We start from the raw sequence: 25,849 nt of genomic DNA on the forward strand, positions 1-25,849 counted from the left end.
CTATGATCGATCCGCACCGCTTTTCGATCGGCCCGGCCGGCTCCGAGATCGCCATGCTGCAGTGGGGCGAGCGCGGCAAACCGCCCGCTCTTCTTCTGCACGGCACCGGTTTCGTCGCCGACGTCTGGGACGAGGTCGCGCGCGAGCTTGCATCGACCTACACCGTCTATGCGCTCGACCGCCGCGGCCACGGCGCCAGCCACAAGCCCGGCGCATATCACTTCCTCGATTACGCCGACGACGTCTGCCGGGTGATCGATGCGCTGGAGCTGCTCGACATCTACGGCATCGGCCACAGCGCGGGTGCGACGGATTTATTGCTCGCAGCGAAACTTCGGCCCGGCCGTTTCACGCGCCTGTTCGTGATGGAGCCGACCGTGATGGATCCGCGCAAGGCACGCGATGCGTCGGCGGGATTGAGCGAATGGGCCACCGCCGGCGTGCAAGGCGTGCTGCGGCGCCAGGCCGAGTTCGACAGTTTTGAGGCGGTCTTCAAGCGCTACCGCGCCGCGCCGGCGTTCGCGGATTGGACCGAGACGTCGCTTTGGGCCTATGTGAAGCACGGCTTCGCGCCTCTGGAGAATGGCCGGGTGCGGCTCTGCTGCACGCCAGAGATCGAGTCAGCGATCCTGCGGCCGATCTTCGAGGCAATGGACCAGATCTACACCGGCGACGCCCGCGGAAACCCCTTCGCGCGGCTCATCGAGATCGAATGCCCAGTGCGCGTGACGACCGCCGAGGCCTCGGGTGCGATCTACAAGGAGATGGCCTTGCGCGCCGTGTCACTCATTCCGCGCGTCAGCACGCAGGCCTTCGCCGGCATCGGCCATTGCGTTGCGCAGGAAGCGCCGGCCGTCGTGGTGCGGGCTGTGCGGGAATTTTCGGCCTAGCGCCACGACCGCTTGCGAAACCTGAAATCGCAGCAGGCTCCGCCCTCCATGATCGTCTGGCTTCGGGACAGTTCGAGTTCGTCGTTGAAGCCGGCCAGCATGGCATGATCACGATTGCAGTGGACGCGAATGCCGAGATCAGCGAGACCCAGCTCCTTGTAGAACGCGGCGTATTGGCAGCGCGTAACGTTGAAATCGAGGTGATCGTCGGACTCCGAGACAACCTCGACGTCCATGCTGCCGCCGCCCGCCCAGAGCTCCTGTGCCACGGTTCGCAGCGACGCAGTCGTCTTGCCGTAGGTTGCTGCCCATCTCGCGCCGTCCTCGGCAGCGAGCCTGCGGATCGTTTCGTCAACGACTTCGCGCATTGCGCTTTGACCAAACCGGTCACGCAATACCTGAATGAACGGGATCAGCACGCGCCCTTCGATCTTCCGGCGCTGCAGGTGACTGATAACAACTTCGCTCGCATCAACCATTGTCGCTCACCTGTTTCATGGTTCGGTGGGAGCTTGTTTCACGCCGCCATCCCCGGATCAAACCAGATCTTCTGACGTGTTGACTGAGATTTTCTATGCCATGAAAATTGGTGTTTCCGTCACCTGAGTTTCAAGCGGGCATCCGACGAGCTCTGCGTCACGCCCGGAGCCGTCAGCCAGCAGGTCGAGAGTCTTGAAGCGAGCCGGTGCAGCTGTTCGAGAAGTTCGTCCTTCTAACCGGACCTTAGTAACGCCGCCGGATCCAAGCGCGCAGCCCGCTCGGCCGGCAGAAGACCGAAGATAATGCCGATGAGACTGGAGCAGGCTACGGCGACCAGCGCCATCCCTGCGTTGAACTCGACGGGCCAGCCCAACGCGGAGGGCACAACGCGCGTGCAGGCGTAGCCGATAACGAGACCCGACAGGCCGCCGATGGTGCAGAGGAGCACCGCTTCCATCAGAAATTGTTTCCGAATATCTTGTGGCCGGGCGCCAAACGCAAGGCGAATGCCGATCTCATTGAACCGTTCGGTCACCGATACGAGCATGATGTTCATCACGCCGATGCCGCCGACCAAGAGCGAGATTCCCGCAAGCGCGGATACCAGCAACGTGAACTGGCGATAGGTCCGATCGCGCGTCTGGGCGATCTGGATGAGGTTCTGAATCCGGAAATCGTCGTCCTTGTGTCCCATGATCTTGTGACGCTGCCGCAGGACGCGGGCAATCGCACCTCCCACCGCTGTCATTGACTGGGTGGAATCGGTCTTCACCAGAATCGTATGCACGGCATCCGGATTGGCCTGACTTCGTCCGGTGGCGAAGATTCTTGCGGACGACAGGGGAATGAAGATGACGTCGTCCTGGTCGCGGCCGGTGAAGTCCTGCCCCTTCTCGGCAAGCACCCCAATCACGACATATGCAGTGCGGTCGATACGGATGAAGCGGCCGAGCGGATCGCTATCGCGGAACAGTTCGCGCGCGACCGTACCTCCGATCACCGCGATCTTTGCGACTGATGCAACCTGATCCTGATTGAATAGCTGCCCCTCCCCTATTCGCCACCCACGGGCTTCAAAAAACTCGGGGGTCACGCCGGCAACAAGGGTTGACCAATTCAAGTCTCTCGCGATGACCGTCTTTTGTCCGCCCACGAATGGCGCCGCAATGACAACGTCGGATACCTCGCGAGCAACCGCGAGCGCATCGGTTGTCGTCAGCGACAGGACGGTGCCCGCCTGCTGTCGCACGCCTTGCGCGTTTTGCGCACCGGGCTGCACCAGCAATAGATTGGATCCAAGCGAATTGATCTGTCTCGAAATCTCGGCACGCGCCCCTTCCGCCACGGCGACCACGATCAGCACGGCGGCAATGCCGATGACAATGCCCATTATCGCGAGAACAGAGCGCAATATGTGCGCACGTATCGACTGAAACGCCAGATAGACGTAGCCGAGCGATCGCATCAAACCTCCGCGATGGTCGAAGTTGAGGACGCGCCGAGAGATATCGAGTCGCCGACGACCGCGCCGTCCCGGAGCCTGATCGTGCGCTGCGCGCGCCCCGCGACTTCGGCGTCGTGGGTTACAAGCATGACCGTGAGGCCGCCACGCCGGAGTTCGGCGAGTATCGAGAGGATGGTATCGCGTGTGCTCGTATCGAGTGCCCCGGTCGGCTCGTCGGCCAAGAGAAGGTCGGGTTCGTTGACGATCGCACGCGCGACGGCGACACGCTGCTGCTCACCGCCCGAGAGCTGGCCAGGCATATGCTGCATTCTGCTGCTGAGACCGACCCGCTCGAGCGCAACGCGTGCCCTTGCGATCGGATTGCGCAGCCCGTCACGCCGATAGAACAAGGGCAACCCTACATTCTCGAGTGCGGTCAGGCGTGGCAACAGATTGAAGTTCTGAAACACAAAGCCGAAGCGCCGGTTTCGCAGTTCGCTCAACCGGCGCCTTGACTGCGCAAGTACATCCTGACCGTGAAGAAAGTAGCCTCCGGAGGAGGGTCGATCGAGGCAGCCTATGATCGAAAGCAAGGTGGATTTTCCTGATCCGGACGGGCCCACGACGGCAACGAACTCACCCGGATCGATTTGCATGGTTATGTCCGACAGCGCATGAACGCTTTGGCTGCCGAGCCGGTGCCGCTTGTGGATATGTTCGAGGACGACGAGCGATGTCATGGCTTGCTACGATAACCGATGGCGACCCGCTGACCGATTTGGACGTCCTCCGACAGGATCTGGGTCAGAGAGTCGCTGGTGGCGCCCAATGAGACCGAGGCTGGGTCCAGATGGCCGGACTTCGTACGGATCCAGATCACTCCCTGTCCGGGGCCGCGATCGGTTGCGCCGTCCCGCACCGGGCGAAAGCTGAGTGCGGCATTGGGAACAACCATCACATCGTGTTGCTCTTGAACTACGATGCGAACATCAGCCGTCATCCCGGGAAGCAGCAGATCTTCTGGATTGGGCGCCGAAATCATCACGGTGTAGGTCACCACGTTTTGTACCATCCGTGCTGCCTTTCGGATCTCGAGTACGCGGCCTTCGAAGGTCCGTCCCGGATAGGAATCGACACTGAACAGCGCACGCTGGCCGGTTCGCACCGCGCCAATGTCGGCCTCGCTGACGGACGCACTGACGCGCATGTCCGACAGATCCCGCGCGATGGTGAAGAGGGTCGGCGCCTGGAGGCTTGCAGCCACTGTCTGGCCAAGCTCGACGCTGCGCCGGATGACTATTCCATCGATCGGCGACTTGACGGTGCTTCGTTCGAGATCAAGTCGAGCCCGTTCGAGGGAGGCACGCGCAACCATCACACCGGCCGCGCGTACCTGCACGCGCGCCTGCGCCGCGGACAATTCAGCGCCGAGCGAGCGAGCCGTCATCTGCGCTCGCTCGGCGTCGCGTTGGGAAACACTGCCGTTCTTGCTGAGTGAGCTCTTGACCTGAAGATCGCGCAACGCGTCATCGTAGTGCGCCTGCGCGCCATCGACGGCTGCCTTGGCCTCCTCGTGTTGTGCGAGCGCGACGGTGAGCGAGGCTTCTGCTTCCTTGACCAAGACTTCGAAAGTGGCGCTGTCGAGTGCAGCAAGGGGCTCGCCGGCCCGAACGATGGAATTGTGGTCGGCCATCAGCTTGGCGACCTGCCCCGAAAGCTGCGAGCTGACCTCGACGGTATCAACGGCTTCGAGCGTTCCGGCAGCGGTGACGTTCTGAATGATGTTGTCGCGGGCAATGCTAACATAGCGCAGATCATCATGGTCGCCGCCGGCAGCTGTGAGCGAGCTGTCCGGAGCCCACAACGGATAGGCAACGGCAACCACGCAGCCCCCCAATGCTGCGCGCATCAGAAGGCTTCGGGGCGATGTCAATTGATTATCCGTGCGAATGATAATTTCGCCGCATTAGCTCTTGCGGCGCTCCACGCTGAACGTTGCCCCCTCGTTGACGATGCCGCAGGCGGCGTGATCAGACCAGAAGAGCTGAGACTGAACGCGCCGCTTCTGACCCGCCCCGAAGCGATCGCAGTGGCTGGATTAGGGCACCGAAGGGCTGCCCGTCGGCACAGTCTTCGTCCCGCTCTGCGCTGGCGGAGGCGTTTTAAGCATCTTCACCCCGGTCGTCGTATCCGTTGCCGGGACGGTATGGTCCTCGCCCTGAAATACGCTGCCTTGACCTGGGACTTCGTCACCCGGTCGACCCGGATTGTTGAGTCCATTCAGGAATGGTTGGCTTTCTTGGCCGGGGGTATTCGACAGTCCGCCCGCAGCCACGGCGGTGAACAGATGGTCTGCTGCATAGCTCGGGCAAGAGACTGCAAGCAGTGATGCGCCTGCCGCAAGGATCGCGAGTGTTCTCATCATCATCAACTCCTCTTCAGTTGCGTTCGCCAAGGCGTCAAACTCGGCAGCCTGCGTCATTGGCGAACCTTGAATTCAGTTGATCTCCAGCTGTTCCTATTCTTGCGATGCGAGCTCACCTTCGAGCGAGTTAGTTTCTGACACCGAAGTCAGTCTCGTCGATTCGCGGATGATTGCTGCGGCTGAACGCTGCATCCTGATCGTTGCACAAGCACCAAGAAACGACGGCCTGGCAACGGCTTCCACAGCGCGAGATGGTTGCTCAGCTGCGCCACCATTGGCGTCCCGCGGTGCGGAGACCACCTGTTTCGGGGTAAACCGGTTCTCGGAAAGTTGATTAGCCGGTCCCGATCCATTCTATCTGGAGCCCGGGAATAAACCCGCCCCTCTCCCGATCATCTCCCGGCAAGCCCAATTTCGGGCCAGAGGAGATGCGCGATGAGCGGACACGACCATGGCGAAGACGGCGTCAACCGCCGCAAGGTGCTGGAATGCATGACCTGGGCCGGCACCGGGGTTCTCTGGACCATCACCGGCGGGGTGCCGCGCTCGCTGGGCATCATCGATTCTGCGCAAGCCGCGACCGCGGCTGCGCCCGGCATGACCTTCCTCCAGATCAGCGACAGCCATGTCGGCTTCGACAAGCCGGCCAATCCCAACGCGCTCGGCACGCTGGAGGAAGCCGTGGGCAAGATCAATGCGATGCCGATCAAGCCGTCCTTCATGATCCATACCGGCGACATCACCCATTTGTCGAAGGTCACCGAGTTCGATAACGCCGAACGCATCATCTCGCAGACCAAGCTCGACGTGCACTACGTGCCGGGTGAGCACGACTTCATCGACGAGGAGGTTAAGCTCTATCGCGAACGCTATGGTCGCGGCACCAAGGGGCACGGCTGGTACTCATTTGATGCCGGCGGCGTGCACTTCATCGGCCTCGTCAACGTCGTCGACCTCAAGGCCGGCGGCCTCGGCAATCTCGGCGCCGAGCAGCTCGCCTGGCTCGAAGACGATCTGCGCGGCAAGTCGAAATCGACGCCGATCGTGCTGTTCGCCCATATCCCGCTTTGGACCGTCTACCCGCAATGGGGCTGGGGCACCGAGGATGGCGGCCGCGCACTGGAATACGTCAAGGGTTTTGGCTCGGTCACCGTGCTCAACGGGCACATCCATCAGGTAATGCAGAAGGTCGAGGGCAACGTCACCTTCCACACCGCGCGCTCGACCGCCTTCCCGCAGCCGGCGCCGGGGGCCGCTCCCTCGCCCGGGCCGATGAAGGTCGAGGACGCTAGACTCCGGTCCATGCTCGGCGTTGCTAGCATCAACTTCAAGCAGAACGAGCAGCGCCTCGCCATCATCGACACGCCGCTCCAGGGCTGAGAGAAGGGCTGATCATGAAGACACTTAACCGCCGCGACTTCGGAGTCGACTTCGGTCTCGCTTTGGTCGCGGCCATCCTGCTGCCCGCAACGACTGCCCGCGCCGACGACATGGAGGTACATATCGACAATTTCGTCTTCCAGCCGGCCGAGCTCAAGATCAAGGCCGGCACCACCGTGACCTGGACCAACCGGGACGACATTCCGCACACCATCGTGTCGGCCGGCAAGTTCAGGTCCAAGACCCTGGACACCGACGACAAGTTCTCGTTCACCTTCACCAATGCGGGCGATTACAAATATTTTTGTTCGTTGCATCCGCACATGACGGGGATGATCAAGGTTGAGTAACATCTCGAGCCGAGACATCAACGTCTTGCCCGGCCGGTGGTCCCACGCCGGCCGGGCTCGGACGTCTTCGATCACGGCAAAAGACGAAGCAAAGCAAGAGGCAAAGCGAGGAGCGATGCCCGCCACCGACGATATGCAGAAGGCGCAGCGCTTCCGCGAAGCGGCACTGCCCCATCTCGACGACGTCTATACCCTCGCGCGCTACCTTCTGCGCGATGCCTCCGACGCCGAGGATGCGGTGCAGGAGTGCTATTTGCGCGCGCTGAAGCACTTTGACAGTTATCGCGGGCCGGCGATGAAACCCTGGCTGTTCGCGATCCTGCGCAACGTCTGCAACGCAGAATATGCGCGGCGGGCGCACAGGCCCAGCGCGATCGAGGATACACCCGGCGCCGCGGAGCAGACGCCGATCTGGCAGGAGAGCGAGGCAAGCCCGGAAACCGAAGTGCTGCGCAGCCGCGATGCCGGCGCGATCCGCAAGCTGATCGACACGCTCGCCGAACCGTTCAAGGAGACCTTCGTGCTGCGGGAGATCAACAATCTGTCCTATCGTGAAATCGCCGAGACGGTCGGTGCACCCATCGGCACCGTGATGTCCCGCCTCGCCCGCGCCCGCGCCATGCTGCGGGCGGCCTGGACGGCGGAAGAGGAGCAAGCAAGATGACCTGCGACGAAGCAAGAATCCTGCTTCACGCGCTGCTCGACAATGAGCTCGATGCCGGCCATGCGCGCGAGGTCGAAGCGCATATCGCCAGCTGCCCGGCCTGCGCCGCCGAGCTCGCCGCGCAGCGCGAAATGCAGCGCGTGCTCGCCGACACCGATTTGCGCTACACCGCGCCCGCGAGCCTCCGCGCTCGGATCGAGGCGTCACTGCCGCAAGCACAGCACCAACCGACTCGCCGCTCCTTGCTGCGCGGCTTTGCCATGGGCTCGGCCGTCTCCGCGCTCGCCGCCTCCGGCGTCGTCGCATTGGTACTGCGCCAAGACGACCAGCAGCGCATCCTGTCGGAGGTCGTCTCCGCGCATCTGCGCTCGCTCCAGGCCGGCCACCTCACCGACGTGATTTCGACCGACCAGCACACGGTCAAGCCGTGGTTCAACGGCAAGCTCGACGTCGCCCCGCCCGTGATCGATCTCACGGCGCAGGGCTTTACGCTGGTCGGCGGCCGGCTCGACTACATCGACGCGCGCGCCATCGGCGCGGTCGTCTACCGGCGCCGGCAGCACGTCATCAACCTGTTCGTGTCGCAGACATCGAACGTGGAATATCGCGCGCCGAAGACCGAGACCATGCAAGGCTTCAACTGCCGCCGCTGGGGCAATCGCGGCCTGAATTTCTGGGCCGTCAGCGATATCGCCGCCGACGAGCTCGCCGAGTTCGTCGACAAGTTCGAGGCGGCGATGAAAGCGAATGTGGAGGGGTAGATTCACCCCGCACCGTCATTGCGAGGAGCTCGCGGCAAAATTGCGCAGCAATTTTGCGCTGAAGCGACGAAGCAATCCAGACTGCCTCCGCCGAGATAGTCTGGATTGCTTCGCTTCGCTCGCAATGACGAATGCCAAGATGGCTCGGCCAAAAATCAGGCCGACCGTCGCACCGCGTTGTCGACCAGGGTCTTGCCTAGCGACCAGATCGCACCGGGGACCTTGTGGCTGCCGGCGATGACGTCGTCGAAGGCGCGCTCGATCCAGCTGCAGTCTTCCTCGGTGATGGTGAGCGGCGGCAGCAGCTTGATGGTGTGACTGCCGTGGCCGGCGACTTGCGTGAGGATCTTGTGATCCTTGAACAGCGGCACGGTGATGAGCTGACAGAACAGGCCCTTGTTGGCGGTCTCCAGCACGTTCCAGGAGGCGCGCAGACGCAGCGATTTCGGCGGGCCGAACTCGATGCCGATCATCAGACCCTTGCCGCGGACTTCCTTCAACAGCTCGTAGCCGGGCACCATGCGCGTCAGCGCCAGGCGCAGCTCGGCGCCGCGCTTGGCCGCGGCCTCAATCAGCTTCTCGGACTCCATGACGTCGAGCGTGGCGATGCCCGCCGCCATCGCGAGGTCGTTCTTGGAGAAGGTGGAGCCGTGCACCACCGCACGGTCCATCTGATTGAAGATCTTGTCGAAGATGCTCTTGCGCGTCAGCACGGCGCCGACAGGCACGTGGCCGCCGGACAGCGACTTCGACAGCAGCACAATGTCGGGCTCGACGTTCCAGTGCTCGACCGCAAGGAAGCGGCCGGTGCGGCCCATGCCGGTCTGGATCTCGTCGGCGACGAACAGCGTGCCGTATTTCTTGCAGAGCGCGGCCGCGCCGGGCAGGAACTCGTCGGTGGGCATGTTGACGCCCTTGCCCTGGATCGGCTCGACGACGAAGGCCGCGACCTCGCGTGAGGCCAGCGCCTTTTCGAGCGCAGCCAGGTCGTTGAACGGGATCGGGGTGCAGCCCGGCAGCAACGGCTCGAAGCCGGTACGGAAGTTCGAGTCGCCCGTGAGCGACAGCGCGCCATAGGTCAGGCCGTGATAGCCGTGGGCGCAATAGACGATGCCGGGACGGCCGGTCGCGCCGCGTGCGAATTTGATCGCTGCCTCGACGCATTCAGCGCCGGAATTGGCGAAGAACGCCTTGTCGAGATAGGGGACGTATTTCAGAAGGCGCTCGGCGAGCACGCCGGCGAGCGTCGAGACGTCGAACTGGACGAGGTTCGGCAGGTCGGCATCGAGCACGCTCTTGAGCGCCTCGCGCATGACCGGATGATTGCGCCCGATCGCAAACACGCCGAATCCGGACAACAGGTCGAGATAGCGCGCGCCCTCGCGGTCGTAGAGGTACTGCCCCTGCCCCTTCTGGAAGCCGACATCGTAGCCGATGGTCTTGAGAACCCGAACGAACTGCTCGTTCAGATACCGATTATGCAGGGCGCTGCGCTGGGCCTGACGGTCCGCGAAGAGCTCAGACATGTCTGGATTTGGACTGTGCATCCGCTACATACTTCGGTTGAGGGCCGTCTAGTCAACTGAAAACGGACCGCTATCGAAACGGTCTGTGCGGCCTTTTGCCCTTTTTCGGACCATCTTCGCAAGCACAGCTTTAAACCATGTTGCACTGCCAAGGAACTATCATGCGTTTAGCCCTTTACACCGGAATAATACTGGCTGGCGGTTACACCTGTCTGACCCCCGCGCTCGCCACAGACCCGACCGGCGACTGGCGGGTCGCCGACGGCGTCGCCAACATCCGTGTCGCCCAATGCAGTGGCAGCATGTGGGGTGCCGTCTCCTGGGAAAAGCAGCCCGGAGGCCGCGACGAGAATAACCCGGATGTGTCAAAAAAGAACAGGCCGACGCTGGGCATGCCGACCCTGATCGACATGAAGAAGAAGCCCGGCGTCGATCAGTGGGAAGGACAGGTGTACAACGCCAAGGACGGCCAGCTCTACAGCGCGACCATCACGCCGGCCGGGACTGACCAGCTCGAAATCAAGGGCTGCGTGATGGGCTTTCTCTGCGGGGGCGAGACCTGGACCCGGGTTGGTCCGCCGATCCCCTTGAGCCCCGCCAACGCGATGGCCAAGGGCGCGCCGAAGTCCACCGGCGCGACACCGAAAGCCCAGGGCACGACGGGCGCCACAGCAGCCCCGAAGGCCGCCGGCGCGGTCAAGCCCGGTCAGAAGGGCGCCGCCGACCCGGTCGGCGACATCTGCCTACTCCCTGAGATTGCGGGGTTTGCCCATTAGGGCCGGCTGGAACAGCAGCACGGCGGCAAGCGTCGTTACCAGCGACAGTGCGAGCAGCTTGCCCATGCTGGACGTGCCGGGATGGCTGGACAGCCACAGGCTGCCGAACGCAGTCGCCGTCGTCAGCGCGCTGAAAAAGATCGCACGCGTCAGGCTGGTCTGCAGCAGATTCGTCCTGCCCGAGCGCCACGCCACGACATAATAGATCTTGAAGGCGACGCCGACGCCGAGCAGCAGCGGGAATGCGACGATGTTGGCGAAGTTGAGCGGCAGGCCGACCAACACGCAGATCTCGAGTGTCACCGCGCCGGCAACCAGAAGCGGCACCAGCGTCATCAGCACGTCGACGAACCGCCGCAACGTGATCCACAAGAGCAGGCCGATTACCAGCAGTGCATAGACGCCGGCGTGGATGAACGCCTTCACCACGGTGTCGCCGGATTTCAGGATCGAGACCGGCCCGCCGATCGCAGTCGGCTCGGCCGCGAGCACGGCCGCGGCAAACTTGCGCAGCGTGTCGTTGTCGTTGGGATCGCCCTTGGGCAGCGCCTCGACGCGGATGACGCCGTCCTTGCTCTTCCAGGCGCTGACGAGATCCGGCGGCAGTGACTTCAGGGTCACCGGCTCGGCCTGCAGCGCGTTTCTGAGCTGGTCGAACACGATCTTCATCGGTGTGACGAACACGTCCTGCGCCTTGTTGCGCGTGGCCTCGTCGGAATTAGCGAGCTTCTCGAGCGCGTCGGCCAGCCGGCGCGAGGCGAGCGCACCCGGTCCCTTCGCATCGCCCGCGGTCCGGCGCAGATTGTCGACCGAGGATTTCAGCGCTTCGACGTTTTCCTGGTCCGACGGCGCCGCGTCGATCTGGTCGGGATTGAGCGCGGGGTTCAAGACCTTGGCGCCCTGCGCGAGCAGCTTCAGCTTCGGCGGCTGATCCTGCGGCACGAAGCTGTCGAGTGACATCACCCGCAATACCTCGGGCACCTTCTCCAGCTCCGCCTCGACCTGCTTCGCCTGCTCTTCCGACGTCGTCATCACGTTGATGGCATTGGCGCCCGTGTTGGGATCCTTGCGCAGGTCGAGGAAGGTCGCGATCGATTCGGCATGCGGATTGCGCAGGTTCATCGGGTTGAAGTCGAACTTCATGAAGTAGAGCAGCGGCAGGCCGCCGAGCGCCAGCAGCAGCGTGCCGCCGACGATCAGCACGCGGTGCTTTTCGAGGAAGTGATCGAGCGGCGCCAGGAAGGCGTAACCGACGGGCTCCGGCTCGCCGGGCGGGTTCAACAGCTTCAACAGCGCCGGCAGCACGGTGATCGACGAGAGGAACGCGACCAGCATGCCGACGCCGGCGATCTGGCCGAGCTCGGAGATGCCCTTGTAGTCGGTCGGCATGAAGCAGAGGAAGCCCGCGGCCGTTGCCATCGCCGCGAGCGACAGCGGCACCGCCGAGCGTTTGGCCGCCAGCACCAGCGCGCCCGAGAGATCGTCGTACTTGTAGCGCTCGGAGCGGTAGCGGACGCTGTACTGGATGCCAAAATCGACGCCGAGGCCGACGAACAGCACCGCAAACGCGATCGACAGCAAATTGAGCGAGCCGACCATCATCAGACCGGCCGCGGTCGTGATCGCGAGGCCCACGAAGAGATTGACGAAGACCGCGAAGATGATCTTCGCCGAATGCAGCGCCAGCCACAGGATCAGCAGCACGACGAGAACCGTGCCGATGCCGTTGACGACGGCGCCTTCCTGGACGGTCGCGTATTCCTCGTTGGCGATCGGGACCGGGCCGGTCAGCCGCACCCGCGCCTGGTATTTGGTCGGGAAATCCAGATCCGCTGCGGCCTTGCGGATCGCGTCGGTGGCGCCCTTGCCCGGCTCCAGCGCGTTGTAGTCGAGGATCGGCTTGAACTCGATGAACGCGCGCTTGTCCGAATCCTTCAACGGCTCGTCGCTGACGAGCTCGCGCCAGGAGAAGCTGGCATTGCCCTTGTTGAGCACGGTCTCGACCGTCTGCGCGATCAGGTTGAAGGGCCGCTCCGTGTTGTCGAGCTTGACCTGGCCGCGCTTGACGCCGGCAAGTCCGGTCTCGAGCGCGCCGGTCAGGCCGCGGATCGAGGGGTCGCCCGCCATGATCTCGATCAAGGGCGCCGCCGATTCGAACTGACCGGTGATCTTGCCGACCTCCTCGGTCGGCAGGAACAGCAGGCCATTCTTCTCGAAGAACTCGCCGCTGCCGAGCTGCTGCATCGATTGGAAGTTGGTCTTGTCGTCCTTGAGCTTGGCAAAGAGCGCATCCGCTGCCGCGCTCGCCATCTCGGGCGTCTTGGCCTCGACGACCGCCGTGATGGTCGCGTCGCGGTCGAAGGCGCGGTCGAACTGCTGGTCGCGCTGGCGCCAGTCCAGATTCTGGGCAATCAGCGAATTGATGTCGGTGTTGATGGCGAAGTGGCGCGCAGCGTAATAGCCCGCTCCCACCGACAGCAGGAGCCCGAAAATGACGACGAGGGAGGCAAACCGGGTACAGGCCCTGACGATGGCAACAACGACGCTTTGCAGCACTTCTTTTCTTTCTGCGGTTAACAGCTTGCCGGAAACGCCCGCTGTTTATCGGAGTTCCCGGGCGAAACCTATTGCTGTTTGAGTGGTTCTCGCCGCGACAAGGTTCGAGGTAAACGGCGGAGGACCCGCGGCAAAATCATGCGGGACGGTCGGTATAGCCGGGGAGTTGAGGCGGGAAAGTGACGAAAGAGTGAGCCAAATGTCGCCATGTTGCTCACCGGGAATGACCTACCAAAATACCATCGAACTGCCTTTCTCTGGGAACTCAAGGAGCGTTCGACTTCCCTTGCTGCCGATTTTTTGACACAAAGTATTGCGCCTCCATGCGCCGGAGCCCAAACGGGGGTGGGTGGCTACCGCTGCGCGAGACCAATGGTGCGGATATTGCACCTCATTGGTCAGTAGCGAGGTGCTGCCGGGAACTTTGAAGCGGATTGATGCAACTTGCGTGATGGGCGTCCAATGGAAGTTTATCTGGCGCAGCCGCGCGGCTTCTGCGCGGGCGTGGTGCGTGCGATCGAGATCGTGGAACGGGCCCTGGAGAAGTACGGCCCGCCCGTCTACGTGCGCCATGAGATCGTGCACAACAAATACGTGGTCGAGAGCCTGAAGAACAAGGGCGCGATCTTCGTCGAGGAATTGTCAGAAGTGCCGCCGAAGGCGGTGACCGTTTTCAGCGCCCATGGCGTCGCCCGCAGCGTCGAGGAAGAGGCCGCCGCGCGCGATCTTCCGGTGCTGAATGCCACCTGCCCCCTGGTCACGAAAGTTCACAATCAGGGGAAACGCTACATCACCAAGGGCCGCACGCTGATTCTGATCGGCCATGCCGGCCATCCCGAGGTCGAGGGCACGATGGGCCAGGTCCCGGGGCCAGTGCAGCTTGTTCAAAGCGTTGAAGAGGTTAACGCCCTGACGCTGCCGGCGGATACGCCAATGGCCTACATCACCCAGACCACCCTGTCGGTCGACGACACCAAGGACATCATCGCGGCCCTCCAGGCCCGCTTTACAGATATTCAAGGTCCGGATATCCGGGATATCTGCTATGCGACACAGAACCGCCAAACTGCGGTAAGGGATTTGAGCAAGCTGGTCGACGTGATCTTGGTGGTGGGCGCTGCCAACAGTTCGAACTCGAACCGGCTCCGCGAAATCGGCACCGAAGCCGGCGTCGCGAGTTATTTGATTGCCGACGGCAGCGAGCTCAATCCGGCGTGGTTGAAGGATGCCAGGACGGTCGGCGTCACGGCCGGCGCTTCGGCGCCCGAGGTACTCGTGGATGACGTGATTGAAGCGATGCGGCGGATCGGACCAGTGAAGGTCTCGGTGTTGCCGGGCCGCGAGGAAAACATCGAATTCCGGCTTCCGGCCCAATTGGCTGCGAGCTGACCCATCCGAATTCAAAGCCCAGAAAGAAACTTGTAATGGCTATCCCGTTCTTCAAGGAAATGCGTATCGGCGGCTATTTGCTCAAGCAGAAACTGCTTGGCCGCAAACGCTATCCGCTCGTGCTGATGCTGGAGCCGCTGTTTCGCTGCAACCTCGCCTGCGTCGGCTGCGGCAAGATCGATTATCCCGACGCGATCCTCAACCGCCGCATGACGGCGCAGGAGTGCTGGGATGCCGCCGACGAATGCGGCGCGCCGATGGTCGCGATTCCCGGCGGCGAGCCGCTGATCCACAAGGAGATTGGCGAGATCGTGCGCGGCCTCGTCGCGCGCAAGAAGTTCGTCTCGCTCTGCACCAACGCGCTGCTGCTCGAGAAGAAGCTCGATCTGTTCGAGCCCTCGCCGTATCTGTTCTTCTCGGTGCATCTCGACGGCCTGCGTGATCACCACGACAAGGCGGTGTCGCAGAAGGGCGTGTTCGACCGCGCCGTCTCCGCGATCAAGGCGGCCAAGGCGCGCGGCTTCACCGTCAACGTCAACGCCACCATCTTCGACGGCCATCCGGCCGAGGAGATCGCGAAATTCCTCGACCTCACCGTCGAGCTCGGCGTCGGCGTCTCGATGTCGCCGGGCTACGCCTATGAGCGCGCGCCGGACCAGGAGCACTTCCTCAACCGCACCAAGACCAAGAAGCTGTTCCGCGACGTCTTCGCGATGGGCAAGGGCAAGAAGTGGAATTTCATGCACTCCGGCCTGTTCCTGGACTTCCTCGCCGGCAACCAGGAATACGAGTGCACGCCGTGGGGCATGCCCGCGCGCAACATTTTTGGCTGGCAGAAGCCCTGCTATCTGCTCGGTGAAGGCTACGCAAAAACCTTCAAGGAGCTGATGGAGACCACCGACTGGGACAGCTACGGCACCGGCAAATACGAGAAGTGCGCCGACTGTATGGCCCATTGCGGCTACGAGCCGACCGCGGCCACCGCAGCCCTCCACAACCCGCTGAAGGCGATGTGGGTGTCGCTGCGCGGCATCAAGACGTCGGGCCCGATGGCGCCGGAGATCGACATGTCCAAGCAGCGCCCGGCGCAGTACATCTTCTCGGAGCAGGTCCAGAAGAAGCTCTCCGAGATCCGCAAGGACGAGGCGGCTGCCGCGCAGGCGAAGGCCGCGCAGAAGGCTTCGACCGCCGCGTAAGCGCGCTGGTCGGCACCAACGAAAAAAGGCCCGGTCGCGAATCGCGACCGGGCCTTTTCTTTTGTTCAGCTCAGGCGCCAGGGGAAGAGCAGCGCGGTGCGTAGGCGAGGCCCCTTCGTTCCTCGCGTGGCCGGCTCAGGAGCCCTCCTGCAAAAAAGTGAAAAACAACCCCATGCACAGTAGAAACGCGGCCGGCGAACGGCGCCGGGCGATGACAGCGGAGAGTGGGACGCGTACTGCCTCCGCATAGTCATTGCGAGCGGAGCGAAGCAATCCAGACTGTCTCTGCGGAAACAACTCTGGATTGCTTCGCTGCGCTCGCAATGACGGGAGAAAGTGCGCCTACCCCGCTCAGGCCGCCTCGGAGACCAGGGCCTCGCTGCCGACCAGCTCGGTGCCGATCAGGTAGTCGCGGCAGCCGCGAAGCGAGCGCAGCGCGCGGTTGAAGTCGAGGCCGGTCGAGACCAGCGCATGCAGCGTCGCCGGGTTGCGCACGATGCCGCGCAGCACGGCCGCAAGGTCGATCTGGCCGTTCGGCTTGATCGCGGCGCGAGCGAGTGCCGGCAGCGCACGGTGGGCGGGGTCGCTGATGACGCGGACCGCGGCAAAGGGCAGTCCGGCCTCGGCGGCATAGGCGGCCGCGATATGGCTTTCCATGTCGACGGCCGCAGCTCCGGTCTCCGAATGCAGCGCCGCCTTGCAGGAGCGCCCGGTGACCACTTGCTCGGCACCGGCGAGGCTGCCGCGCACCACGCGGCGGCGTCCCGAGGTCAGGCGTTCGATGAGATCGTCGCCGAGCGACAGCCCGGCGGCCCAGCGGGTGTCGCCGGACAGCACTTCGGTTGCCAGCACGACGTCGCCGGAGCGCAGCGTCGGGTCGAGCCCGCCGGCCACACCGAAGGAGATCACGCCGCGAATCGTCTCGGGATCTACCACCGTCAGCAACGCCCGCAACTGGGTCGGGCTGCTGGATGAACAGATGACCGCCATTCCCGGCCCGGCTGCAATGCGGGCCTCCTGAACCAGTCCAGTCACGATCAGTATCGGCCGCGGGTCGATGGCATTACCCGCGGTAAAATAGTCCCCCGTCCCCAAAGTCACATTCCGACCCCTACCACCCTGCTGTTGGTGTTCCGCAAGTTCCGATACCGCGCCAGCGCCCACAGCGGGAAGAACTTTGGGTAACCATGATACCGTAGATAGAAGACGCGGGGGAAGCCTGTGGCGGTGTACCGCTGCTCGTCCCACAGTCCTTTTTTGTTTTGTGTTGCAATCAGGTACTCCACCCCGCGGGCGACGGCAGGGTGATCAACCTCGCCTGCCGCCATCAGGGCAAGCAAAGCCCATGCCGTTTGCGAAGCGGTCGAGGGCGCGGCCTCCCAGCCCTTGTAATCCAGGCGGTAGCTGACGGCGTCCTCGCCCCAGCCGCCGTCCTCGTTCTGGATCGAGGCCAGCCAGGCCGCGGCTTTGCGAATCATGGGGTCCTTGTGGTCGACGCCGGCCATGTTGAGGGCACAGAGCACGGACCAGGTTCCATAGATGAAGTTCATGCCCCAGCGGCCGTACCAGGAGCCCTCCGGGTGCTGGGTCTTGCGGAGATAGGCAACGCCATCGGCCACCTGCTTGCTGGTCTTCTCGGTCTCGCCGAGCTGGGCCAGCATCGAGATGCAGCGCGCGGTGACGTCCTCGGTCGGCGGGTCGAGCAGCGCACCGTGGTCGGAGAACGGAATGTTGTTCAGGTAATATTCGAGGTTGTTGACGTCGAAGGCGGCCCAGCCGCCGTCGTCGCTCTGCATGCCCTCGATCCACTCCCGGCCGCGGTCGATCGCGGCGTCATAGCCGGTCACCCCGTGCTCCCGGCGCATGCGGTCCATCGACATCACCACGACAGCGGTGTCGTCGAGATCGGGATAATGGGCATTGTTGTACTGGAAGGCCCAGCCGCCCGGACGCACGTCGGGCCGCTTCGCCGCCCAGTCGCCCTTCACCTCGAGCTCCTGCTTCGGGATCAGCCAGTCGAGGCCACGCTTGGCGGCCGGCACGGCTTGCGCGTTGCCGGCTTCCAGCAGCGCATGCGCAGTCAACGTCGTATCCCACACCGGCGAAACGCAGGGCTGGCAATAGGCTTCGTCGTCTCTGATTACGAGCAGCTTGTCGATGCCCCGGCGCGTGATCGCGCGCGGCGGATAATTCGCGTCCTTGCCGAGCGCGTCGTACATCATGACGATGTTGGCCATGGGCGGATAGATCGCACCCATGCCGTCCTCGCCATTGAGCCGCTCCTCGATGAAGGCGAGCGCCGCATCGATCGCGCGCTTGCGCAGGCTCTTGGGAAACATCGGCTCGATCACGCGCAGAATCGCATCGAGCGAGCGAAAGAGCAGGAACCAGGCCATGCTCTGGTGCGGCGCCTTCGCGGTCATGCCGATCGAGCGCGGATCCTGCAGGAACAGCTCGTCGATGCCGATCCCTTTCGGATTCTTCGCGCGCGGCTTCAGCGCGGCGATCACCATCAGGGGCACCATGGTGGTGCGCGCCCAATAGGAGATCTTGTTGAGGTGGAACGGCGACCAGAACGGCAGCAGCACGATCTCGATCGGCAGCACCGGCACCGCGCTCCAAGTCACCACACCGAATGTCGCGAGCAGGAAGCGGGTGAAGACGTTGCTGTGAATCGCACCGCCGCGGGCATGAATGGCCTCGCGCGCACGCACCATGTGCGGGGCATCGATGGAATCGCCGATCATCTTCAGCGCGAAATAGGCCTTCACGCTGGCGCTCATGTCGAACTCACCGTCATGCACCAGCGGCCAACCGCCATGGGCACCCTGGACGCGGCGCAGATAGTTGCCGATCTTGGCCTCGAGCACCGTGTCGACGGGCTCGGCGAGATAATGGCGCAGCAGGATATACTCGGCCGGAATCGTGCAGTCGGCCTCGAGCTCGAACACCCAATGGCCGTCCGGTTGCTGGAAGCCGAGGACGCCTTGCGTTGCCGATGCAATGCTCGATTCCAAGCTGCTCGGATCCAGGGCTTCGCGGCTGGTCGCGTTCACGGAATCCATGTCGCTCGATTGCTCCGATAGTCGATTGAAATTGACCGGGACATTTGCCCGTCAGGGCCGCTGTGCGGCGAGAATCAGATCGGCGGCGCGATCACCCGATCGGACCGATCCCTCGATGGTTGCAGGCAATCCCGTAGCAGTCCAATCCCCGGCGAGGAACAGATTTTTCAGCGCGGTGACCGGCGCCGGACGCAAGGCATTCTGCGCCGGCGTCGCGGCAAAAGTGGCGCGGCGCTCGCGCACGATCTGCCAAGGGGGCAATTGAGGGGGCAGCTCACCGGAGAGGCCGCCGGCCTTGCAGACGTCGTCCCAGATCGCCTGCGCGAGCTCCTCGCGCGGCATGTCGACCAGGCGGTCGCCGTTGCTGATGGTGACGGAAAGCCGGTTCGGGAACGCGAACAGCCATTCCACCACGCCGCCGATCACGCCAAGGATCGGCGCAGAGCCCGGCGGCGGCTCAAAGCGGAAATGCGCGTTCACGATGGCGCGGAATTCGGTCGGCGTCTTCAGGCCGGGCAGCAGGCTCGCGGCAGCGCGCGGCGGCACCGCCATCACGATGACGTCGCCCTCGCTGAGCTGGATCACGTCCTCGCCGCCGAAATTCAGCGCACCAACCTTGCCGTCACTGGTTGCAAACGAACGCAGCTCATGGCCGAGCTGAACCGTGTGGCCGCGCTCAGCCAAGAATTTCACGGCAGGCTCGATCAGCACGGCGCTGAGGCCGTCGCGCGCGATCAGGGGACGGCAGGCCTGTCCGCCCGCGAGCAGCGTCTCGCGCACGATCGCGCCGGCGAGCCCGGCCGAGCCCTCGGGCGGATCGACGTTGAGCGCCGCAAGCAGCAGCGGCTGCACCAAACGCTGATAGAGGATGCCCTCGCAAGGAATCGACTTGCCGACCAGCGTCTCCTCCGACGCCCAGACCAGCGGCGCCAGCTTGAGATAATCGGTGAGGCCGGTGTCGGGCACGCGGCGGCTTTCGTCGAGAACCCAGGTCGGCAGCCGGCCATCGCCGAGGTCGATCTGCCAGCGCTGCCCGGTCTTGATGTCGACGAAGGGAAACTGCGCGCGCTCGGGGCCGACAAGGCCGGCTTCGGTGCCGATCGCGCGCGCATAGGCGCGCGCATGGCTGTTGCCCGACAGCAGCAGATGATTGCCATTGTCGATGGTGAGATTGGTGGCGCCGTCGAAATAGGACCGGCAGCGGCCGCCGGCCTGATGTGTCGCCTCGTGCACGGCGACCTTGAAGCCGGCATTGGCGAGCCGCACGGCGGCGGAGAGGCCGGAAATTCCAGCACCGATGATGTGAGCTGTCTTTTGCATCAGATGAAAGCGTAACGGAGCAGGATCAGAATGCGTGTGATCTTCGACACACGCACCGGCTCGCGCGGCGCGTTGAAGCCGCGCGCGATCAGGAGGTCCAGAATGGAATGATAATATTTCGACATGATCCGCGGCGCGCGCACGGTGCGGCGCTTGTTGCGGTTCATGATCTCGTCCGACTTCTCGAAATGCGATTTCGCACGCTGCGTCAGCGGCAGGCAGACCTTCGGCAGCGCGCGCTCGGTGATGACGCGGCTGGGATCGTCGGAGGTGATGCCGGCATGCAGCAGCGCCTCGCGCGGCAGATAGAGCCGGCCGAGGCCAGCGTCCTCGTCGATGTCGCGCAGGATGTTGGTGAGCTGGAGCGCGCGGCCGAGATGATGGGCGAGCAGGATACCGTCTTCTTCCGGCAGGCCGAACACCCGCACCGACAGGCGCCCCACGGCACTGGCGACGCGATCGCAGTAGAGATCGAGCGTCGCCATGTCGGGCGCGCGGATGTCCTGCGGCACGTCCATCTCCATGCCGTCGACGATGGCGAGGAAGTCCTCGCGCTTCAGCCCGAAGGTTTTCACCGAGGCGACGTAGTCCCTCAGCCGCGGCGGCGGATTGCCCTGATAGAGCGCATCGATGTCGTTGCGCCACTGCTGAAGTGCGGCGAGCCGCTCCTCGCGCGGGCCGTCGGAATCGGCGATGTCGTCGACCTGGCGGCAGAAGCTGTAGATCTGGAACATCGCTTCGCGCTGGTCATGCGGCAGGATGCGCATCGCGGCGTAGAACGAGCTGCCGGATGCGGTCGAGCCATAATTGGCGCCGGGCGAGGTCGCCTCAAGCGTCATGTGCAGTCCCCGGTCTGGAAATGGCCTTGCGTCCGATCGCGCGACGGCCGACTTCGCCGATCATGCCGGCGAGGCTGAAGGTGAGCAGCTCGAGCTTGTTCAGATGCACGCGCTCGCGCAGGGGATCGCGTACCTTGAGCAGGCGCACGATGCGATCGGCATAGGCCTGGATTACCGAAATGTCGACGCCGAGGCGGAAGTCCCTCACCTCCGCGCTGAGCGACTTGCTCTCGTTCAGCAGCGCTTCGTTGCGCACGGCGAGCGCTTGAAGGCAGGCCAGCATCGCCGGCGGCGACTGCGTCAGCCCTAGCTGCTCGACCGAGGCGCCGCTCGCAGCCAGCGCATCGCGCGGCAGATAGACGCGGTTGAGCTCGCGAAAATCCTTGCCGCAATCCTGGAGGTGATTGTTGATCTGGAGCGCCGCGCAAAGCGCATCCGAGGCAGCCCAGGTCGACGTGCTCTCGCCATGGACATCGAGCATGAAGCGGCCGACCGGCATCGCCGAGTAGCGGCAATAGTGGATGACTTCGTCCCAATTCTCGTAGCGGAGCTTGGTCACGTCCATGCGGAAGGCGATGAGCACGTCGAGCGCATGGCGCGGCGCCATGCCGCGCTCGGCCAGCGCGCTGCGCAAGGTGACGGCTTCGGCCTGGGTGTCGCCCTTGCCGAGCAGTTCCGCCTCGAGCAGGTCGAGATAAGCGAGCTTCTCGTCGGGCGGCAGCGTCGCATGGTCGGCAATGTCGTCGGCGGTGCGGACGAAATTGTAATACGCCAGAATCAGCGCGCGATGACGCGGATGAATGATCCAGGACGCGACGGGAAAATTCTCGTCGCGGTCACCCTTACCGGATCGCAATTCGCTCGCAGAGGTCATCGAGGGCTGGTTTACAATCGTTTGGACAGGAAGGGCTTTTTCACTCGCGCGGGCTCATGCCAGCAGTGCCGCCGCGGCCCCCATATAGGGGAATACGGCCGCAAAACCAATCCTGTCTCTCGATGGCTGCCCTTCGTGGATCGCACCCGAAAAGGCGGCCCGGGAGCCGCCTTTGTGGGCCAGCGGCCGAGCTTACTGGTTGTGGTTCTTCAGGACCTGGTCGCAGGCCTGCGAGATCTTGGCCCGGTTCTCCTTAAGGCAGGCCAGGACGGTGAAATCGCCCTGGTCGATGACCGGACGGCAGAACTTCTGCACATCGCGCGTGCAGGCCTTCTGCTCGGCGTCCGTGCCACGCCCTTGCTGAGCGAGCGCAGCCGTCGAAAGGGAGGCCGACAGCAGGGTGAGAGCGACGAGAAGCTTACGCATTGTATTCCTTCATTCTGACGACAGAATCGCACCGATCCCGGGCTGCACAGGGCGGATGGCCGGAACGGGATTGTTCTGATGGCAAGTCGCCGCGGGAGGTGCGGCCTCAGAGAAGGCACAAGCACTGGCAAATGCGGCCAAATTGGCGCCACACCCACCAAATCAGGTCTTCCCTACGCCTTCATTGGCAGATGTAAGGGCTTGATACTACGTCATAATTCAGGAACGCCGCATTTTACTGCACGGCTGTTGCAGAGCTGCATCTCGCCGCCCGCCGTTACAGCCAGAAACACACCGAAACACAGGAAATTGCAGGGTCGCACCACGGTGCGAGGACCGGGTGGGACCGCCATCTCAGGCAGTCAGGCGTTGAACCTGACAGGGGCTGGGAACACTAAACTTTCGATGTGGCGAGACGTTCTCAATCGTAAGCGGGCGTCGTTCCAAAACGGGATATTTGAGATGACATTCTTTGGGCGATCTGGACTGGCAATCAAGGCGGCGGGCATCGGGGCTGCGCTGCTCTTCTCGGTGTCGGCAAGCCATGCTCAATCGTCCGGGCCATTTGCCGGTTTCGACGGCGCGTGGACCGGCACCGGGACGGTGTCGCTGTCCGACGGCTCCACCGAGCGCATCCGCTGCAAGGCCGACTACAAGGTCGCCGGCAGCGGCCTCAGCCTCAAGCAGGCGCTGCACTGCGCGTCCGACAGCTACAAGTTCGACCTCACCAGCGACGTGACGAGCCAGGGCGACCGCATCTCCGGCAATTGGAGCGAGGCGAGCCGCAACATCTTCGGCAACCTCCAGGGCACCGCCGGCGGCGGCCAGATCGACGTGTTCGTCGAGGCCAACGGCTTCGCCGCCAATCTGTCACTGCGCACCAACGGCAGCAAGCAGACGGTGCAGATCTCCTCCAAGGGCGAGATCCGCGGCGTCAACATCACGATGACGAAGGGCTGACGCCCTTCCGGCTCAAGAACAACAAAGCCCCCGGCTCTCGCGAGCCGGGGGTTTTTTGCTGTAGCGCTCCCTGCGGCTCAGATCGCCGGCTTGTCGGGTCCCTGAAGCCTGGCGTGCAGATTGATCAGCCACATCGCGGTCGGCCGCAGGATGAAGAGGTCGGCGACGAGGGCCATCACCATCGAGAAGGCGCTGAGCCAGCCGAACAGCCGCAGCGACGGCAGATCGGAGAACACGGTGACGACGAGGCCGCAGGCCAGCACCACCGTGGTCAGGATCAGCGCCGGACCGACCAGCACGGTCGCCCGCTCCACCGCCAGCCCCGAGCCGACGCCCGGCTTACTCTCGAGTCTCAGGCGATTGAGGAAGTGGATGGTGGCGCTCAAGCCCAGGCCGAACGAGACGGTGAGCGCAACGACGCTGGCGAATTGCAGGCCCTCGCCCATCGCCCACAGCACCGTGCCCGACATCACCACCGGGAAGATGCCCGGCAGGATGCAGGCCAACATCACCACCCAGGAGCGGAAGGCAAGGCCAATGAAGATCGCGACCAGCGCGAATTCGACGGTGAGACCACGGTTCAGCTTCTCGATCATGCTGGCCGAGTTACGCGCGGCAATCGCAGCGAGGCCCGTCACCGCAATCTCGTAGCCGGGATGTTTCTTGCGGATGGTGTCGAGCTCGGTATCGAGCTTGTCGACGATTGGCAGGAGCTGGCTGGAATCCTTGTCCGGCACGCGGCCGGCCACCACGACCGCGTCCTGCTCGGCGTCGATGAAGCGCCGCACCAGATGCTCGGGGATGACGTTGACATATTCCTTGAGCGTCGCGACGTCGGCGCTGCCGGCCTTTTCCGCGAGCCAGCGGCGCAGGGTCTCGAGCGACCAGACGTTGCCGACACCGGCCGCCTTCTCCACGGTCGCATGCACGTCGGCGATGGTCTGGAGCGTCTCCGGCGAATAGAGCGATTCGCCCTTGGGGAACGCGATCAGAACGTTGACCGGATTGGCGCCGGTCAGCTTGGCGTCGAGCCGGTCGCTGGCGGCGACCGCCTGGCGCTTGTCCGGCACCTGGTCGGCAAGGCGGTAGCGCGGCTCCAGATTGGCGTAGATGACGCCGAGGCTGCCGACGAACAGCACCGCGATGAGGCTGAACAGGCCGGGCCGGCCGACCATGCGCACCGCGATCCAGTAGCAGAAATTGCGCAGCGCCTGGACGCCGGCATCGGCGCCCTGGAACTTGACCGCAAAGACCCTCTCATTGCGCACGAACAACACGCCGAACACCGGCACCAGCGACAGCACCGCGACCAGCGCGATGATGGTGGCGGCAAGACCGGCCTCGCCAAACTTGCGGATCAGGTCGGAGTCGGAGAATTGCAGCGCGATGAAGGAAATCCCGGCGGTGCCGTGCGTCAGCACGCAGGCCGGGCCCACCACCAGCACCGCGTTCTTGAATGCGGTGAACTTGTCCTGGCCCGCGATCAGCCGATCGCGCGCGGCGAAGGTCAGCTGCATCGAGTCTGAGAAGCTGATGACCATGATGAGCGGCGTCATCACGTTCAGGAACATGTTGAGATTGAAATTGGCCCAGCCGAGCACACCGAGCGCCAGCAGGATCGCGATCATCGGCGGGAACGCCGCCGCGACCATGAACGAGATCTTGCGGAAGAAGATGATGGCGATGATACAGCCGGCGAGGATGCCGAGGACGTTGTAGGTGAGCCCGTCGCGCTCGACCGCATTGCGGATCTCGAGCTGCATCACCGGCACGCCGGAGAGCTGCACGTTGAGCCCGGTGTCGCCGAGGTCCTCCTTCATCAGGGCGCGGATGTCGGCGACGGTCTTGGTCAGCTTGCTGGAGGCGACCACTTCCGGATCCAGCGACAGCACAACCAACGCAAGTGTCCCGTCCTCCGACAACAGCTTGCCGCGGATGATCTCGTTGTTTTTGACGGTCTCGATGAACTTGTCATAGGCCGCGCCCTCGGGCAGCTCGGGCGGGAACAGTGCCGCCGGCAGCTTGCCCGGCGCCGGCGCCTGGCGCGCCGAGAACAGCGAAACCAGTCCGCGGGTGCCTTCGACGAGCTGCATGTCGGTGATGAAGTCGCGCAGCTTCTCCAGGTTGTCCCGCGCCAGCAGATTCTTGCCCTCAACCACGACGAGAACGTCGAACTCCTCGGCCGGGAACTTCTTGGTCACCTCTTCGTATTGGCGGAATTCGCGGGTGTTGGAGCGGAACAGCTGCGACAGGGAATCGTCGATCTTGATCCGCTGGATGCCGAACACGGCGCCGACGATCAGCGCGAGCAGGACGATACAGGAAACGATCGGGGTCCGGACGGCGATCAGCCCGAGCCGCTCCAGCCCGAAGGCGATCGAGGACGCAGGTCCCTGCTCGACCTTGTCGACGTGAACCTCATTCTCGCTGTGCTTTTCGAGCATGCCTTGTCCAGTTCCTAAATCGGCTCGTCTTGAGAGCTTATTGCGCCCCGCGAACGGCTTGAAAACGCCATACCAATGGGAGGC

Annotated in this window: 24 protein-coding genes; 10 read left to right on the forward strand and 14 right to left on the reverse strand. The window is 63.7% G+C overall.

The genetic code is table 11. The annotated features are described in order from the left end of the window. Positions 1-2: 2 nt before the first annotated feature. Complete coding sequence (locus XH85_RS31755; protein WP_128934995.1) at positions 3-890, forward strand: alpha/beta fold hydrolase; 888 nt, start codon at positions 3-5, stop codon at positions 888-890. Here XH85_RS31755 and XH85_RS31760 read toward each other — a convergent pair. Next, positions 887-1,369, reverse strand: coding sequence for an L-2-amino-thiazoline-4-carboxylic acid hydrolase (locus XH85_RS31760; protein WP_128934996.1), 483 nt, complete (start codon positions 1,367-1,369; stop codon positions 887-889). The two genes, XH85_RS31755 and XH85_RS31760, sit on opposite strands and share 4 nt — an antisense overlap. Positions 1,370-1,492: 123 nt before the next feature. On the opposite strand from XH85_RS31760, the gene XH85_RS47715 reads away from it, so the two are divergent. Then, positions 1,493-1,606: a hypothetical protein gene (locus tag XH85_RS47715; RefSeq protein WP_420837920.1), complete on the forward strand. Its 114-nt coding sequence runs from the start codon at positions 1,493-1,495 to the stop codon at positions 1,604-1,606. Here the strand turns inward: XH85_RS47715 and XH85_RS31765 are convergent. The 4 genes from XH85_RS31765 to XH85_RS31780 form a co-directional block, all read right to left on the reverse strand. After that, positions 1,603-2,835 (reverse strand): ABC transporter permease, encoded by a 1,233-nt coding sequence (locus tag XH85_RS31765; RefSeq protein ID WP_128934997.1) that lies wholly within the window; start codon positions 2,833-2,835, stop codon positions 1,603-1,605. The genes XH85_RS47715 and XH85_RS31765 overlap by 4 nt on opposite strands. Then, positions 2,835-3,554, reverse strand: a complete 720-nt coding sequence (locus XH85_RS31770) for an ABC transporter ATP-binding protein (RefSeq protein ID WP_128934998.1) — start codon at positions 3,552-3,554, stop codon at positions 2,835-2,837. The genes XH85_RS31765 and XH85_RS31770 overlap by 1 nt, the downstream gene beginning before the upstream one ends. Next, complete coding sequence (locus XH85_RS31775) at positions 3,551-4,723, reverse strand: efflux RND transporter periplasmic adaptor subunit (RefSeq protein ID WP_128934999.1); 1,173 nt, start codon at positions 4,721-4,723, stop codon at positions 3,551-3,553. Before XH85_RS31775 ends, XH85_RS31770 begins: the two co-directional genes overlap by 4 nt. A gap of 189 nt (positions 4,724-4,912) precedes the next feature. After that, positions 4,913-5,296, reverse strand: a complete 384-nt coding sequence (locus tag XH85_RS31780) for a hypothetical protein (protein WP_128935000.1) — start codon at positions 5,294-5,296, stop codon at positions 4,913-4,915. Positions 5,297-5,674: 378 nt separating this feature from the next. Here XH85_RS31780 and XH85_RS31785 point away from each other — a divergent pair, with 378 nt between their 5' ends. From XH85_RS31785 to XH85_RS31800, 4 genes are all read left to right on the forward strand, one after another. Then, positions 5,675-6,619 (forward strand): metallophosphoesterase family protein, encoded by a 945-nt coding sequence (locus XH85_RS31785; protein WP_128935001.1) that lies wholly within the window; start codon positions 5,675-5,677, stop codon positions 6,617-6,619. 14 nt (positions 6,620-6,633) lie between these two features. Beyond that, positions 6,634-6,969: a cupredoxin domain-containing protein gene (locus XH85_RS31790; RefSeq protein ID WP_128935002.1), complete on the forward strand. Its 336-nt coding sequence runs from the start codon at positions 6,634-6,636 to the stop codon at positions 6,967-6,969. A gap of 115 nt (positions 6,970-7,084) precedes the next feature. Beyond that, the gene (locus XH85_RS31795; protein WP_164939980.1) at positions 7,085-7,633 is read left to right on the forward strand and encodes a sigma-70 family RNA polymerase sigma factor; all 549 of its coding nucleotides are present in this window, start codon (positions 7,085-7,087) and stop codon (positions 7,631-7,633) included. Then, positions 7,630-8,394, forward strand: coding sequence for an anti-sigma factor family protein (locus tag XH85_RS31800; RefSeq protein ID WP_128935003.1), 765 nt, complete (start codon positions 7,630-7,632; stop codon positions 8,392-8,394). Before XH85_RS31795 ends, XH85_RS31800 begins: the two co-directional genes overlap by 4 nt. Before the next feature lie 155 nt (positions 8,395-8,549). On the opposite strand, the gene hpnO is transcribed toward XH85_RS31800, so the two are convergent. Beyond that, the gene (gene hpnO, locus XH85_RS31805; protein ID WP_128935004.1) at positions 8,550-9,941 is read right to left on the reverse strand and encodes an aminobacteriohopanetriol synthase HpnO; all 1,392 of its coding nucleotides are present in this window, start codon (positions 9,939-9,941) and stop codon (positions 8,550-8,552) included. A gap of 140 nt (positions 9,942-10,081) precedes the next feature. Between hpnO and XH85_RS31810 the strand changes: the two genes are divergently transcribed. Continuing rightward, on the forward strand, positions 10,082-10,696 hold the full coding sequence (locus XH85_RS31810) for a DUF2147 domain-containing protein (RefSeq protein WP_164939979.1): 615 nt from the start codon (positions 10,082-10,084) through the stop codon (positions 10,694-10,696). Here XH85_RS31810 and hpnN read toward each other — a convergent pair. Then, complete coding sequence (gene hpnN, locus XH85_RS31815; protein ID WP_128935006.1) at positions 10,664-13,252, reverse strand: hopanoid transporter HpnN; 2,589 nt, start codon at positions 13,250-13,252, stop codon at positions 10,664-10,666. The genes XH85_RS31810 and hpnN overlap by 33 nt on opposite strands. Positions 13,253-13,714: 462 nt before the next feature. On the opposite strand from hpnN, the gene ispH reads away from it, so the two are divergent. Together ispH and hpnH are read left to right on the forward strand one after the other, a co-directional pair. Then, on the forward strand, positions 13,715-14,641 hold the full coding sequence (gene ispH, locus XH85_RS31820) for a 4-hydroxy-3-methylbut-2-enyl diphosphate reductase (RefSeq protein ID WP_091890726.1): 927 nt from the start codon (positions 13,715-13,717) through the stop codon (positions 14,639-14,641). Between the two features lie 35 nt (positions 14,642-14,676). Beyond that, complete coding sequence (gene hpnH / locus XH85_RS31825) at positions 14,677-15,837, forward strand: adenosyl-hopene transferase HpnH (protein WP_128935007.1); 1,161 nt, start codon at positions 14,677-14,679, stop codon at positions 15,835-15,837. Between the two features lie 351 nt (positions 15,838-16,188). Here the strand turns inward: hpnH and XH85_RS31830 are convergent, their stop codons facing one another. From XH85_RS31830 to XH85_RS31855, 6 genes are all read right to left on the reverse strand, one after another. Next, complete coding sequence (locus XH85_RS31830) at positions 16,189-16,938, reverse strand: phosphorylase (protein WP_164939978.1); 750 nt, start codon at positions 16,936-16,938, stop codon at positions 16,189-16,191. Next, positions 16,935-18,902, reverse strand: coding sequence for a squalene--hopene cyclase (gene shc, locus XH85_RS31835; protein ID WP_128935009.1), 1,968 nt, complete (start codon positions 18,900-18,902; stop codon positions 16,935-16,937). Before shc ends, XH85_RS31830 begins: the two co-directional genes overlap by 4 nt. A gap of 51 nt (positions 18,903-18,953) precedes the next feature. Then, a complete protein-coding gene (gene hpnE, locus XH85_RS31840; protein ID WP_128935010.1) occupies positions 18,954-20,222 on the reverse strand; it encodes a hydroxysqualene dehydroxylase HpnE in 1,269 nt (422 codons plus the stop codon). Continuing rightward, positions 20,222-21,061: a presqualene diphosphate synthase HpnD gene (hpnD, locus tag XH85_RS31845; RefSeq protein ID WP_128935011.1), complete on the reverse strand. Its 840-nt coding sequence runs from the start codon at positions 21,059-21,061 to the stop codon at positions 20,222-20,224. Before hpnD ends, hpnE begins: the two co-directional genes overlap by 1 nt. Next, positions 21,051-21,935 (reverse strand): squalene synthase HpnC, encoded by an 885-nt coding sequence (gene hpnC, locus XH85_RS31850; protein WP_128935012.1) that lies wholly within the window; start codon positions 21,933-21,935, stop codon positions 21,051-21,053. Before hpnC ends, hpnD begins: the two co-directional genes overlap by 11 nt. Positions 21,936-22,127: 192 nt before the next feature. Further along, the gene (locus XH85_RS31855; RefSeq protein ID WP_128935013.1) at positions 22,128-22,361 is read right to left on the reverse strand and encodes a hypothetical protein; all 234 of its coding nucleotides are present in this window, start codon (positions 22,359-22,361) and stop codon (positions 22,128-22,130) included. A gap of 462 nt (positions 22,362-22,823) precedes the next feature. Between XH85_RS31855 and XH85_RS31865 the strand changes: the two genes are divergently transcribed. Beyond that, positions 22,824-23,321: a hypothetical protein gene (locus XH85_RS31865; protein ID WP_128935014.1), complete on the forward strand. Its 498-nt coding sequence runs from the start codon at positions 22,824-22,826 to the stop codon at positions 23,319-23,321. A 77-nt stretch (positions 23,322-23,398) separates the two neighbouring features. On the opposite strand, the gene XH85_RS31870 is transcribed toward XH85_RS31865, so the two are convergent. Next, entirely contained in the window at positions 23,399-25,765 is a 2,367-nt protein-coding gene (locus XH85_RS31870) for an efflux RND transporter permease subunit (RefSeq protein WP_128935015.1), read from the reverse strand. Between the last annotated feature and the right edge of the window lie 84 nt (positions 25,766-25,849).

It is taken from the genome of Bradyrhizobium zhanjiangense, from assembly GCF_004114935.1.
Classification (GTDB): Bacteria; Pseudomonadota; Alphaproteobacteria; order Rhizobiales; family Xanthobacteraceae; genus Bradyrhizobium; species Bradyrhizobium zhanjiangense.